Source organism: Rheinheimera sp. (genome assembly GCF_036568245.1).
In the GTDB taxonomy this organism is placed as follows: Bacteria; Pseudomonadota; Gammaproteobacteria; order Enterobacterales; family Alteromonadaceae; genus Alishewanella.
In genome coordinates this window covers 1-12,266 of sequence record NZ_DATCSY010000081.1, presented here as the reverse complement: position 1 = coordinate 12,266, position 12,266 = coordinate 1, and the positions used below count along the sequence as shown (strand labels likewise).

The following is a 12,266-nucleotide window of genomic DNA, read 5'->3' as shown; positions in this document are numbered from 1 at the left end:
TGGATGTGCTGGACCGGCTCAACCGCTGGCTATATTCGCCGCGCTCGCCACTGAACTGGTTTACCAAACGGCGGCGGATGAAAATCGTACCGCACAAACCCGACAACGCCGAAGCTGGTGAGCGCTTGCTGAATCAGTCCGGCATCGGGCTGGTAGAGCTAAATAGCGACGGCTCACCGAAGCGGGTTATACAACTTACTGCTACAGGTGAGGCAATAGCGTTTAATATCAGCGAAGACGACGCGCGCTGGGAATAAGACCACAGTTTAGCAGTGGCCGTTAAGCGCTGGCATTTTCGTCAGCACGAAACAGTAAGCGAAACTGCAATCCCGGCTGCATTCTGTGGGCTGCTAATACCCAGCCATGAGCCAGAGCAATTTCGCGGCAAATGGTCAGGCCCAGCCCGGCACCGCTATCCCGCCGCTGTTCCGAACGCCAGAAGCGGTTAAACAACTGCGGCAACTGCGCATCACTTACGCCGGGGCCAAGGTCGCGCACGCTGATATTGTCGGCGAACACATCTACCGACACTGCCGTGCCAGGGGGCGCATGCTGTATCGCATTTTCCAGCAGGTTCTTTAGTAGCGTAAATAACGCGCCTTTATCGGCCTGTAATGTCAGGCAGGCGATATGCCGTTCTATGCGCAATGTCACTTGCTGGCTATCGGCCATACGCTGTAAATAAGCGACAACCTCTGCCGCAATCTCAGTCGCATCAAGCGTAATAACCTTATAGTTTTGCTGCTCACTGGCTTCTGCCAGCAGCAGTAGCTGCTGCACCTGGCGCGACATATAGTGCACATCATGCAGCAACCAGTTACGCTGCTCTGTTGGCGGCATCAATTCCAGCTGCGCGCGGATCAATGCCAATGGCGTCTTTAATTCATGGGCTGCCGTGGACAAGAACTCCTGCTGTACACGGTAGCCATGCTCCAGCCGCTCCAGAGTGTGATTAAAACTGTTTACCAGCGGTGCAATCTCAGTTGGGACGTTGTCGTTCTTAAGTCGGGCCTGCAACGAACGTGGCGAAATTAATGCAGCCGACTCTGATAGCTCGCGCAGAGGTTTAAGTGTATGTTTAAGAGTAAAATGCGCACAAGTGCCAAATACAAATAACAGCACAAAAAATAATACCATCAGTCCACTCTCTATAAAGCTGAAGCCAAAGGCGTCATGGGCAAAATGGATAAAACGCCGACTAGCGGCAATCTGCACAAACCAGATTTGGCCACCATGTTTTACCCTTCCTGTGGCTGCATCCATCAAGATTCCATCGCGCTTAAACTCAAAAGAACTGATAGTTAAAGAGTAAGAAGTATTAACAGCAGACCAGAATGACGCTCCAGCAGCAGAATACAACACCACGGTGCCTGATTGATCCAGCACCCGGTACGCCACTTCCTGACTCAAACTTTCGAATAGCCAGTCGTAATCGTCATCAAACTCAATGTGGGTAGGAACATCTTCAGCATTAAACTGCAGAGCTTCAGCTAAATGTTGAGCAGCATCATTTACTTCAAGTTCTGAAAAAATATTGCTTTTAAATACTACTGCTGTTACCAATACCAAAGCGATAAGGCTGACGCTGAGCACCATGCCAGCTACAAAAGCCAGTAGTACTTTAACACTGATACTATTCAGTCGGTCCGTTATCCTGAAGCGCAAAGCCTATCCCTCTTATATTGACTATCCGCTGCTGCGAACCAATGGCGAGCAATTTGCGCCGGATGCGGTGCAACACCACATCCAGTGCGTTGGGCGTCACCGCTTCGCTAAAGCCCCAGCCGGCGGCTTCCAGTGCACTGTGGCGCACCGGCTCTTTGTATTTTCGCATCAGCAATAACATAATTTGCAGCTCTGCCGGCGCCAGTGTCTCGCTGTTACCGTTGCAGCACATCAGGCTGTCTGCCGGGCGCAGGGTTAAATCGCCGCATTGTGGATCAAGTGAACGTACCTCAGCCGGACGACGCAGCAGTGCCCGCACCCGCGTCACCATTTCTTCCATAGCAAAAGGCTTGGCCAGATAATCATCGGCGCCGGCGTCCAGCCCTTCAACCCGGTCATTCAATGCAGTGCGTGCGGTTAACACCAGACAGGGAATAGCGTTATCTGCCGCCCGTAGCCGTCGCACCAACCCGAGGCCGTCACCGTCTGGTACGCCGCGGTCAATCACCAGCGCCTGATACGGTACTTGTTGCAATGCAGCCAGCGCATGCTCGATACGGCTGAATACATCTGCCACTATACCGGCAGGCGCCAACCCCTCGCATATCAGCCGGGCTAAGCGCTCATGGTCTTCAAGTAACAGGATACAGTTCATCAGAAATTGTAGATATAACCGAGAAATACCCGGTTTTCCGTGGAACGGTCAACCAAAGGGCTGTCTTTTATCTCTGATGCCAGGCTCGTCACACTGGCATCGAAGAATATAAAGTGCTTTTGTTTAAACATATAACCGACCCGCGCTCCTATTTCGACATTCACACCTGCCTCACCTTTATAGTAAGCCCGGTCTGTGGTTACTTCTTCAGCTGTAACACCGTAGTAGTAATCTATATATTTTTTATCCAGCAAACTCACTACTATCCGTGGTGTAAACATATACTGCTCAGCAAAATGCCAGGTTCTCTCGATACCAAAATTCATGATATTTCCTTCACTGTCACCGGCAACTTCAGTCAGGATCTCGCCGCTGATATCCGCCAGATCATTTTGCCACTCTGCCTTAAACCCGGTCCAGAAACCACCGTCACGATCCTGCATGCCATTAAGTATAGCGGCGTCACTTTGCTCGTAATCCGTAAAGTCATACTTGCTAATCACACTGAAATTTAACCGGTTTGACTCGCTAAACCGGTAGCCTGGTAGTTTAAAGGCCAGCTCAGGGCCACTTAACCGGACATAACGGTTCTCATAGCTCAGTATCGGCAATACTTTGTTATCGCGGTCAATCCCCGTATACGGCTTCTGACTGGTCACCACCGCCAGACCCAGCCCCCAGGACGACGCATTGTCATCTGCTTGCTGAGCAGAAACTGTTAACGGTATCAGACTAAAACCGGCAACTGATAGCACCGCTGCGCGTTTTAGTAACTTAGGCTGCCAAGGCAAGCTTGAGATAATTGAGTGCATAGATAAGTTCCTGTCAGATGAAAAAGTGAGCAAAAAGTATCCTCATCATCCGCCGTCAGACTTACCTAAAACTTACCAACAGATTTTTTTACTGTTTTTACGCCAGTAAGTTTGCGGAAAGACAAGCTACCGGACAGTAACGCAGGTTTCAGGCATAAACCCCAACGTCAAACTCCTTCAACCGCCTGAGGCAACAACCAGATTAAGGAAGCAGAACATGAAAAGGTCTCATCAGGTTGTATTGCTTGGTATTGCACTGATCGTCGCAATCACAGTCAGCATCATTATCGCAGCAGACCATACTGAAGCGCCGGCAGACAAAACAGCAGCAACCTCCAGGCCGACATTGACCGTTAGCGTCGTCAGCCCCCAGCTCGCCCTGTTACCAAACACATTATCTGCCAGTGGCAATATCAGTGCCTGGCAGGAAGCCAGTATCGGCAATGAAACAAATGGTTTAAAGCTGGAGCAAGTGCTGGTTAATGTTGGGGACAGAGTAACGCATGGCCAGCTGCTGGCTAGCTTCAATGCAGATACAGTAAAGGCAGAGCTGGCCCAAAGCCTGGCTGCAGAGGCAGAAGCAGAAGCGTTACTGGCAGCAGCCTCAGCTGATGCGAAACGCACTACAGAGCTGCAAGCAAGCGGAGCCTTGTCTGCACAGCTTATCCAGCAGTACATCACCGCTGAAAAAGCAGCACGTGCCAGGCTGCAGTCAGCCCGGGCGCTGGTGCATATACAGCAATTACGTCTTAAGCATACCAAGGTGTACTCACCCGATGACGGCATTATTTCAGCCAGAGCTGCCACAGTAGGTGCCGTAATGCCTGCAGGCCAGGAGTTGTTTAGGCTGATCAGGGGCAGCCGGCTGGAATGGCGGGCAGAAGTGGCTGCGGCAGATCTGGCAAAACTCGAACCGGGCCAGCGCGTGAACATCACACCGCTTGGCGGCGGTGCCATTACAGGCACTTTACGGATGGTCGCTCCGGTGGTGGATAGTCAAAGCCGCAACGGGATGGTGTATGTCGACCTGCCGTCAGACAGTAATACCCATGCCGGCAGCTTTGCCCGTGGCTGGTTTGAGCTGGGTGAGACAACAGCATTAACCCTGCCGCAAAGTGCAGTGCAGATACGCGACGGTTTTAACTACGTGCAGCAAGTTGGAACCGATGCCAAAGTCATGCAAACCAAAGTCAGCACCGGTCGCAGAATAGCTGATTTAGTGGAGATAACCAGCGGTATAACTACAGCGGACAAAGTAGTAGTCACCGGCGGCGCTTTTCTCTCTGCGGGTGACACAGTGCGGATTGTTCCGGCTGAGCCCGACGTAGCCAACATTGCAAAACCCAATCAGCCGCTCGCGGTTTTCGCCCGCTCGTCAGACAACCCCATGTAAGCCGGAGTCAAAAATGAATCTGAATGTTTCCAGCTGGGCAATCCGTAACCCAACACCGGCTATCTTACTGTTTGTCTTACTGACATTACTCGGCCTTAACAGCTTTCAAGCGATGAAAGTTCAGGACCTGCCTGACGTAGAACTGCCGACAATTAATGTTGCCGTCGAGCTGCCTGGAGCGTCGCCGTCACAACTTGAAACTGATGTAGTACGTAAGATTGAAAATACCCTGGCCACTGTTCAGGGCGTGAAGCATATATACAGCAACCTGAGCGACGGTGAAGCCCGTATTTCAGTTGAGTTTCGTCTGGAACGCCCGATACAGCAAGCGCTTGACGATGTGCGAGATGCTGTCGCACGCATTCGCTCAGACCTGCCGGCAGATTTGCGCGATCCGGTAATAAAAAAGGAAGAATTATCCGGCTCACCTATTCTGACTTACAGTCTTAGCTCAGCACAAATGGATAACGAAGCTTTATCCTGGCTTGTTGATAACGATATCAGCAAAACCCTGCTGGCGGTCAGAGGTGTGGGTGCTATCGCCAGAGTGGGTGGTGTTGACCGGGAAATACGCATTGATTTGGATTTTGCCAAACTGCTGGCATTCAATACTACGGCTGCCGATATTTCCCGCCAGTTACAGCTGGTGCAGCAAGAAGCTGCCGGCGGCCGTGCCTATTTTGGCGGCATGGAACAGTCGGTGAGAACCATTGCTACCGTGCAGTCGGCTGAAGAATTCGCAGCAATGGAAATTACGTTAACTGATGGCCGCAGGCTGCGGCTGGACCAGATAGCCACAGTGTCTGATACGGTAGCAGAGCAACGCTCCGCTGCTTTTTTGAACGGCGAGCCGGTAGTGGGCTTTGAGATAACCCGCGCCATCGGTTACGGCGAAATTGAAGTTGCAGAAGGGGTGCGTGCCGCGCTGCAACAGCTGCAAACACAGCGGCCGGATATCAGCGTAACAGAAGTGTTTAACCTGATTGACCCGGTAGCGGAGAATTATGCCGGCTCCATGCAGCTATTGTATGAAGGCGCCTTGCTGGCGGTACTGGTGGTATTTCTGTTTTTACGCGACTGGCGGGCCACCTTTATTTCCGCACTGGCACTGCCTCTGTCCATCATTCCCACCTTTTGGCTGATCCATATGATGGGCTTTTCGCTCAATACCGTCACCTTATTATCACTCTCGCTGGTGATCGGCGTGCTGGTTGACGATGCTATCGTTGAAATAGAAAACATTGAGCGCCACTTGCTAATGGGCAAAACGCCGTTTCAGGCCGCTATGGAAGCAGCCGATGAAATTGGCCTGGCAGTGGTTGCCACCACCTTTACGCTGGTAGCGGTATTTCTACCCACCGCCTTTATGAGCGGCGTAATAGGCAAGTTCTTTGTACAGTTTGGCTGGACAGCAGCTATAGCAGTGTTATTTTCCCTGCTGGTGGCCCGGCTACTTACGCCGATGATGGCCGCCTACATGCTGCGCTCACCTGGGCAGAACAATAAACAGCAGATCAAACCGGAGCCGGGCTGGGTTCGTTACTACCTGCATCTGGTAACCTGGTGCTTGCAGCACAAAGGCGTAACCCTGAGCGCAGCGGCGGTATTTTTTGCCGGCGGCATTATGCTGGCGATGACACTGCCTGGTGCTTTTATGCCAGCAGATGACAATCAGCAAACCCAGGTTACGCTTACGCTGCAGCCCGGCACTAAGCTGCAGGATACCATTGCCCTGGCGGAACAGGCGCGCCAGATATTGCAACAAAATGAGCAGATAAAACAAATTTACACCGCTATTGGCAGTGGTAGTTCAGGTGCATCAGATAACACCGGTAGCACAGCAACCAGCGTGCGCTCCGCAGTGCTGACACTTAACCTGACCCATCGCAGTGAGCGTGCTGGTTTACACAAGCAACAAATTGAACAGCAATTACGCGAAATCTTGAGTGCCCTGCCCGGCGCCAGGATTAAAGTGGGTATGGGCGGAAGCGAAAATTATATGCTGGTGCTGGCCGGCGAAGATAGTCGCATACTGCAACAACATGCACTGCAGGTAGAACGCGAGCTGCGGGCTATTCCTGGCATTGGCGCCGTTACCTCCAGCGCCAGCCTGGTGCGGCCTGAACTGATTGTTATCCCAGACTTTGCCCGCGCAGCCGACCTTGGTGTAACTTCATCGGCCATTGCCGATACGCTGCGGGTTGCCACCGCCGGCGACTACGAGCAGGATTTGGCCAAGCTTAACCTGAGTGAACGCCAGGTGCCCGTAGTAGTGCGCCTGAATGATATTGCCCGCGAAGATTTCGATACCTTTAAACGTTTACCGGTACCCGGCGCCCGCGGCCCGGTGGCACTGGAGAACGTCGCCAGCCTGGAAATAGGCAGTGGCCCGGCTGAAATCGCCCGCTTTGACCGGATGCGTAATATCAACTTTGAAGTAGAGCTAAATAACCTGCCACTGGGTGTGGTTGAGCAGGCCGTATTGGCGCTGCCAAGCCTACAAACTCTGCCACCGGGCGTATCCCAAACTACACTGGGCGATGCAGAAATGATGGGTGAACTCGCCAGCGGTTTCGCCGTGGCCATGTTAACCGGCGTATTCTGTATTTATATGGTACTGGTACTGCTGCTAAAAGATGTTGTTCAACCGGTCACCATTCTTGCTGCACTGGTGCTATCGGTACCGGGGGCCTTTCTGGCGCTGTTTTTAACCAATGCCGCACTGTCGCTACCGGCGATGATTGGCTTAATCATGTTAATGGGCATCGCCACCAAAAACTCTATTCTGCTAATTGACTACATCATCATTGCCAGACGCGATCACCTGTTAAACCGCTGGGACGCGATCTTAGATGCCTGTCGTAAGCGGGCCAGACCCATAGTCATGACAACACTTGCAATGGGTGCAGGCATGCTTCCTATCGCACTTGGCATCGGCGGAGACCCCAGCTTTCGCGCACCGATGGCCATAGTGGTGATTGGTGGCCTTATCACCTCTACATTTCTCAGCTTACTGGTAATACCGGTGGTGTACAGCTGCGTCGATGATGCGGTGCAATGGTTAAAACCACACTTGCAGCGGTTTTCGCCGCTTAACTATTAATCAACATTTCCGGCAGACTGAAACATCGTAAACGGTATCACCACTGATGATTCAGCATAACTTCAGCCGCGCAGCGCACAATAATCGTACCTTTTTGGCGCTTTAGCGGCTGCCGGGCGTTGGATACAGTCATTACGGCATTTGTAATACCGATAACAGCTTCGTTACAAAGTCACACAATCTGCCGCCCGTGCGCGCTTTATATTGCTGCCGGTAAACACAACTGCAGTGGTAAATTTGATGATCCCGAAAATAATTCATTACGTCTGGGTAGGGAATGCCGACAAGCCTGAACTGGTGCAGCGCTGTATTGCCAGTTGGCAAAAGCATCTGCCGGATTATCAGATAGTTGAATGGAACAACGACAGTGTAAAAGCGTTGGATAATAGCTATATGCAGCAAGCGTTCGCGGCAGGTAAATGGGCTTTTGTATCTGACTATCTGCGGCTGTATGCACTATACCAGCAGGGTGGGTTCTATTTTGACACTGATCTGGAAGTCACCGCTGATTTAGAAGTTTTTCGCCAGCATAGCTTTGTAACTGGTTTTGAAAAGTTTAAAAACCGTCTGGCGCCCGTTACAGCATTGATGGGCGCCTGTGCACAGAATACGGTAATAGATAAACTGCTGCGCCCCTACGACACCAAACAGTTTACAACAGCAGACGGCCAGTACGATCTGACACCAAATACGGGCTTAATCAGTGAAATATTTTCCCGGGAGTTTGGCCTGATAAAGCCTTACCGGGACGATAACATAACCAAGCTTGCTGCCGACGCTGTCATTTATCCCAGCCATTATTTCTGCACACCCAGACCAGATTATCCAAGCTATGCTATCCACCACTTTAATGGCTCCTGGTTTGATGAATACAGCCGTAAACTGCTGTTCCGGATTAAGCAGTACAAATTTATCCGGTTAAAACGTAACAAAGTACGCTCTGCTTTATTACCGTTACAAGCTGGCGAAACCAAAATCTGGCAATGGGGGCTGGGCAAGCGTTACAGTCTGCTGTTAGTGCAAGACGGCAGTGGCCATTAACCTTTACCGCTGTTATTGCCTTGCAATTTTATCCTCAGCAGATAGCGGCTGGCAGTAATATACAGCCAGCTGTTATCCTGGTTTAGTGCCACATTAGCCGCCGCCACACCGGTTTGTATGGTTCCAAGGTGTTGCCCTGCTGCCGATAATACCCACACGCCACCGGGGCCTGTAGCCAGCAAGATGCCTGATGGCAGCACCTTTAAGCCATCCGGCAAACCACTTGCCAATTTTGCTGCCGCGGTAGCATCAAAGAATAATTCGCCTTCACCCAAAGTACCATCAGCTTTTACCGGATATCGCCACCACTGCGCCGTCTCAGGGTCAGAGTTCGCTACATATAACCATTGTTCATCGGGTGAAAAAGCCAGGCCATTAGGCCTCGTCAGGTTAGCGGCCAGCAAGGTTAACTGGCCATCACTCTGCAGCCGGTATACACCATTAATGCTCTGCTGCTTTTGCTGTGAATTATCAGCGCCTTTTAAACCGTAAGGTGGGTCAGTAAAATAATAAGCACCACTGCTATGCTGCACCACATCGTTTGGGCTGTTTAGCAACTTACCTTTATAGCGGCTGACAAGCGTTTTGTACTCTGGCTTACCCGTATTGCTGTTCTGCAACACGGCCAGGCGCCGGTCACCGTGCTGTGCCAGCACCAGCTCATTATTACGGTTGAAGATCAGGCCGTTCGAACCTTCCTGTAGATTATTGTCCGGATACAAACCTGTGTACCCCGACGGCTGCAGATCAACCGTCAACCCTTGCTGTGTACTCCAGCGGTAAACGGTATTCTGCGGCACATCAGAGAACAGAACATCACCCGACGCCGGTTCCACCACCGGGCCCTCAGCCCAGTGGAAACCTTCAGCCAATTGTTCAAGTGCCGCCTGCTCGCTGACAACCTGTTGCATATCAGGCTGCAGCGTTAATACCGGCTGTTCAGGCCACGGAGGCGTATCAGCCAAGGCCAGGGCCAGGGCGGGCCATAAAAACAGCAGCATAGCAGTTGCGCGCATGTCAAAATCCATAACTCAGATAAAATTCTTTACAGGCTAACATGATGTCAAAAATGAGGGAATGTCGTTATTCACGCAGCCGGTTATGTTTATTCACATAACAAAGCTTGCTCTTCATTGCGCAGTGTCAGTACCTCAACACCACTCGCGGTAACTGCGACTGTATGCTCCCACTGCGCGGAGAGCTTTTTATCACGGGTAACGACAGTCCAGCCGTCTTTTTTGGTTTTCACTTTATTACTGCCCTGATTCAGCATCGGCTCAATGGTAAATACCATGCCAGGCTTCAGTATCATGCCGCTGCCTGCCGCACCGTAATGCAGCACCTGCGGCGCCTCATGCATTTCCCGGCCAATACCATGACCGCAGTATTCGCGCACGACACTGTATCCTTTACGCCGGGCGAACTGCTCTATGGCAAAGCCAATATCACCCAGCCGCCCTCCCGGTCTGACGGCATTGATGCCTAACCATAGCGCCTTATAGCAATCATCTACCAGCGCTTGTGCTCCCGGGTTTAAGTTGCCAATACCGTACATTTTGCTGGAGTCAGCGATAAAACCATGCTTCTCCAGCGTAATGTCGACGTTGATAATATCGCCGTCCCGCAGCAACTGTGTCGCCGACGGTACGCCATGACAGACCACATCATTTACCGATGTGTTAAGCACGTAGGCAAAGCCATACTGCCCTTTGCTGGCTGGGCGCGCCTGTAATTCATCAACAATAAACCGCTCTGCCAGCTCGTTAATCTGCAGCGTTGACATCCCTGCGATAATTCTGCTATCCAGCATGGCAAATACCTGTGCCAGCAAACGGCCCGCCTCTCTTTGCAAAGCAAGCTCTTCTGTTGTTTTAAGCGGAACGGGGTTCATCCATCTCTCCAGCAAGCCTTACATCAGCCTGGCGTAACAACGTCGCTATCAACTGCTGATAATTCAGTGTCGGGTGAAGCTCGGCCAGCATGCCCATTTTCAGCCAGAATTCGGCCTGGGCATTGATGGAGCGGGACATAGCACCACTGGCTTTACGAATTTCTTCGTGCAGTTCATCTGCAATTTTAACGATACCCAAGCTTATCCTCCTCAACTTAATATACGAATTATATATGAATCATATATTCATGACAAATAACAAGCCTCTGCTGTTACGCTGCCGCAGCAACAACAGGCGACAATACGTAGCTTCCAGGGTGACCAGGATAATGCTTGCTAACTTGCTATAGCCTTTATACTACGCCACACTACTAGCGCTTTATGCTCAAAGATCTGTAAAAGGATCTGTCAGATTAGTTTACAGTTGGTCGGATCACTGTTAATAAAAACCCAATGAAAACAAACACTAAATAAGTGGATCGATTTTTGCTTAAGCTATGTTAGGAATTGTGATAAACCCTGTCGTCTATCTCTGTAGGAAATGGAAAATGTTTAAATCCTTACTGTTTTTACTCTGTTCGGTTTCCCTGTCGGCCTATGCCAGCACAGAAACATGGAATTTTACTACCGGTCAGACTGCGACTGGCGCTAACAAGCTTTCTCTGCAATCCAGCGCCGGTAACAGTGCAATGCTTTCTGGCTGGTCGTCTAACAGCAGCAGCGCAACATCTACAGTAAGATCAGCCAACCGCGTAACACTCGACTCAAACTGGGGTGTACAGCTGTGGAACAGAAACGACAGCGGCTCTCCTTCTCATGCGGTAGACAACACCAGCGGCTTCGATTTTATCTTACTGGAATTCTTACAACCTGTTGAATTACTAAGCCTGACTAACAGCTGGACCAGTGGTTACAGCTGGGTATCAGTCGGTGCCTTTGCAGCTAATCCTTTCGCAGGCGGCTCAGTGAACTGGCAGCAGGTGGCTAATTCTGCCATTCAAACCGCAAGCTACTCCAATACCGGTATTAATACCCCTTATGTATTTGCCAATAATAGCGCGGTTGAAGGCGCGGGCATTAAAAGCACTTTTGCTAATTACTGGTTAGTCGGCGCTTACAACCCGGTATTTAATGGTGGCCAGTATGGCCTGGGCGACAATATTAAATTTGCCAGCATTACCACTAAAACCTTTGTGCCTGACAACACTGACACCCCGGTACAAGTGCCGGAACCTGGTACTGTGGCACTGTTTTCGCTGGGCCTGCTTGGCCTGCTGTACAGACGGCGCGCTTAATCTGCACAAAAGGGGCATCAGGCCCCTTTTTTTTATCTGCTTATTACTGCTATTGTTCATTTGCTTTACAGGGACAGTTTGCCGGCTCCGGCAAAAAGATGATATGAGGTTTCAATGTTTGTTCGCTTTATTCTGGTATTGCTGCTGAGTTATTCCTGCCAATTGCTTGCTGACAGTAAATACAATTACGAAAACGCGTTAAAACTGTACCAGCAGAAACAATATGATAGCGCCAGCATTCACTTACGTAATGTACTGAAAGATAATCCGGATAACTTAGCGGCTCAAATTTTACTCGGCAAAATTCTGTTGGAGCAGCAGCATTTCACACAGGCTTTAAACGTGTTGGAAGGCGCGCTAACCGATGGTGCTGATGTTAATCTGCTCAGTGACGAACTCAGTTACATTTAC

11 protein-coding genes and 1 pseudogene are annotated in these 12,266 nt (G+C 50.7%); 6 read left to right on the top strand and 6 right to left on the bottom strand.

Features of this window, described 5'->3' with window-relative positions; genetic code table 11:
- Positions 1-257, top strand: a pseudogene (locus VIN66_RS03660) (alkaline phosphatase family protein); the annotation flags it as partial.
- 22 nt (positions 258-279) lie between these two features.
- Here the strand turns inward: VIN66_RS03660 and VIN66_RS03655 are convergent.
- Genes VIN66_RS03655 through VIN66_RS03645 form a run of 3 tightly spaced genes read right to left on the bottom strand, consistent with a single transcriptional unit; the run spans position 280 to position 3,132 of the window.
- Positions 280-1,665, bottom strand: a complete 1,386-nt coding sequence (locus tag VIN66_RS03655) for a sensor histidine kinase (RefSeq protein WP_331922728.1) — start codon at positions 1,663-1,665, stop codon at positions 280-282.
- Positions 1,634-2,320, bottom strand: coding sequence for a response regulator transcription factor (locus tag VIN66_RS03650; RefSeq protein WP_331922727.1), 687 nt, complete (start codon positions 2,318-2,320; stop codon positions 1,634-1,636). The genes VIN66_RS03655 and VIN66_RS03650 overlap by 32 nt, the downstream gene beginning before the upstream one ends.
- The gene (locus VIN66_RS03645) at positions 2,320-3,132 is read right to left on the bottom strand and encodes a MipA/OmpV family protein (protein ID WP_331922726.1); all 813 of its coding nucleotides are present in this window, start codon (positions 3,130-3,132) and stop codon (positions 2,320-2,322) included. The genes VIN66_RS03650 and VIN66_RS03645 overlap by 1 nt, the downstream gene beginning before the upstream one ends.
- 217 nt (positions 3,133-3,349) lie before the next feature.
- Here VIN66_RS03645 and VIN66_RS03640 point away from each other — a divergent pair, with 217 nt between their 5' ends.
- The 3 genes from VIN66_RS03640 to VIN66_RS03630 all read left to right on the top strand — a co-directional run bounded on the left by VIN66_RS03640 (position 3,350) and on the right by VIN66_RS03630 (position 8,669).
- Complete coding sequence (locus VIN66_RS03640; RefSeq protein ID WP_331922725.1) at positions 3,350-4,525, top strand: efflux RND transporter periplasmic adaptor subunit; 1,176 nt, start codon at positions 3,350-3,352, stop codon at positions 4,523-4,525.
- A 13-nt stretch (positions 4,526-4,538) separates the two neighbouring features.
- Positions 4,539-7,628, top strand: a complete 3,090-nt coding sequence (locus VIN66_RS03635) for an efflux RND transporter permease subunit (protein WP_331922724.1) — start codon at positions 4,539-4,541, stop codon at positions 7,626-7,628.
- Positions 7,629-7,868: 240 nt separating this feature from the next.
- Entirely contained in the window at positions 7,869-8,669 is an 801-nt protein-coding gene (locus VIN66_RS03630; protein ID WP_331922723.1) for a glycosyltransferase family 32 protein, read from the top strand.
- On the opposite strand, the gene VIN66_RS03625 is transcribed toward VIN66_RS03630, so the two are convergent.
- From VIN66_RS03625 to VIN66_RS03615, 3 genes are all read right to left on the bottom strand, one after another.
- Positions 8,666-9,685, bottom strand: a complete 1,020-nt coding sequence (locus VIN66_RS03625; protein ID WP_331922722.1) for an SMP-30/gluconolactonase/LRE family protein — start codon at positions 9,683-9,685, stop codon at positions 8,666-8,668. The genes VIN66_RS03630 and VIN66_RS03625 overlap by 4 nt on opposite strands.
- 89 nt (positions 9,686-9,774) lie before the next feature.
- Positions 9,775-10,560 carry a type I methionyl aminopeptidase gene (gene map, locus VIN66_RS03620; protein WP_331922721.1) on the bottom strand — a complete coding sequence of 262 codons (786 nt, stop codon included), beginning with the start codon at positions 10,558-10,560 and terminating at the stop codon, positions 9,775-9,777.
- Positions 10,541-10,759: a ParD-like family protein gene (locus VIN66_RS03615; RefSeq protein WP_331922720.1), complete on the bottom strand. Its 219-nt coding sequence runs from the start codon at positions 10,757-10,759 to the stop codon at positions 10,541-10,543. The genes map and VIN66_RS03615 overlap by 20 nt, the downstream gene beginning before the upstream one ends.
- Before the next feature lie 349 nt (positions 10,760-11,108).
- Between VIN66_RS03615 and xdp1 the strand changes: the two genes are divergently transcribed.
- Together xdp1 and VIN66_RS03605 are read left to right on the top strand one after the other, a co-directional pair.
- Positions 11,109-11,855: an exosortase-dependent surface protein XDP1 gene (gene xdp1, locus VIN66_RS03610; RefSeq protein ID WP_331922719.1), complete on the top strand. Its 747-nt coding sequence runs from the start codon at positions 11,109-11,111 to the stop codon at positions 11,853-11,855.
- 114 nt (positions 11,856-11,969) lie between these two features.
- Positions 11,970-12,266 (top strand): tetratricopeptide repeat protein (locus tag VIN66_RS03605; protein ID WP_331922718.1); only part of this gene is annotated, 297 nt, incomplete at its 3' end.

What these genes read in the sequence shown, in the direction of transcription:
- VIN66_RS03650 (WP_331922727.1), bottom strand. Translation starts at nt 2,320, where the DNA reads ATGAACTGTATCCTGTTACTTGAAGACCATGAGCGCTTAGCCCGGCTG.
- VIN66_RS03645 (WP_331922726.1), bottom strand. Translation starts at nt 3,132, where the DNA reads ATGCACTCAATTATCTCAAGCTTGCCTTGGCAGCCTAAGTTACTAAAA.
- VIN66_RS03635 (WP_331922724.1), top strand. Translation starts at nt 4,539, where the DNA reads ATGAATCTGAATGTTTCCAGCTGGGCAATCCGTAACCCAACACCGGCT.
- xdp1 (WP_331922719.1), top strand. Translation starts at nt 11,109, where the DNA reads ATGTTTAAATCCTTACTGTTTTTACTCTGTTCGGTTTCCCTGTCGGCC.
- VIN66_RS03640 (WP_331922725.1), top strand. Translation starts at nt 3,350, where the DNA reads ATGAAAAGGTCTCATCAGGTTGTATTGCTTGGTATTGCACTGATCGTC.
- map (WP_331922721.1), bottom strand. Translation starts at nt 10,560, where the DNA reads ATGAACCCCGTTCCGCTTAAAACAACAGAAGAGCTTGCTTTGCAAAGA.
- VIN66_RS03625 (WP_331922722.1), bottom strand. Translation starts at nt 9,685, where the DNA reads ATGCGCGCAACTGCTATGCTGCTGTTTTTATGGCCCGCCCTGGCCCTG.
- VIN66_RS03630 (WP_331922723.1), top strand. Translation starts at nt 7,869, where the DNA reads ATGATCCCGAAAATAATTCATTACGTCTGGGTAGGGAATGCCGACAAG.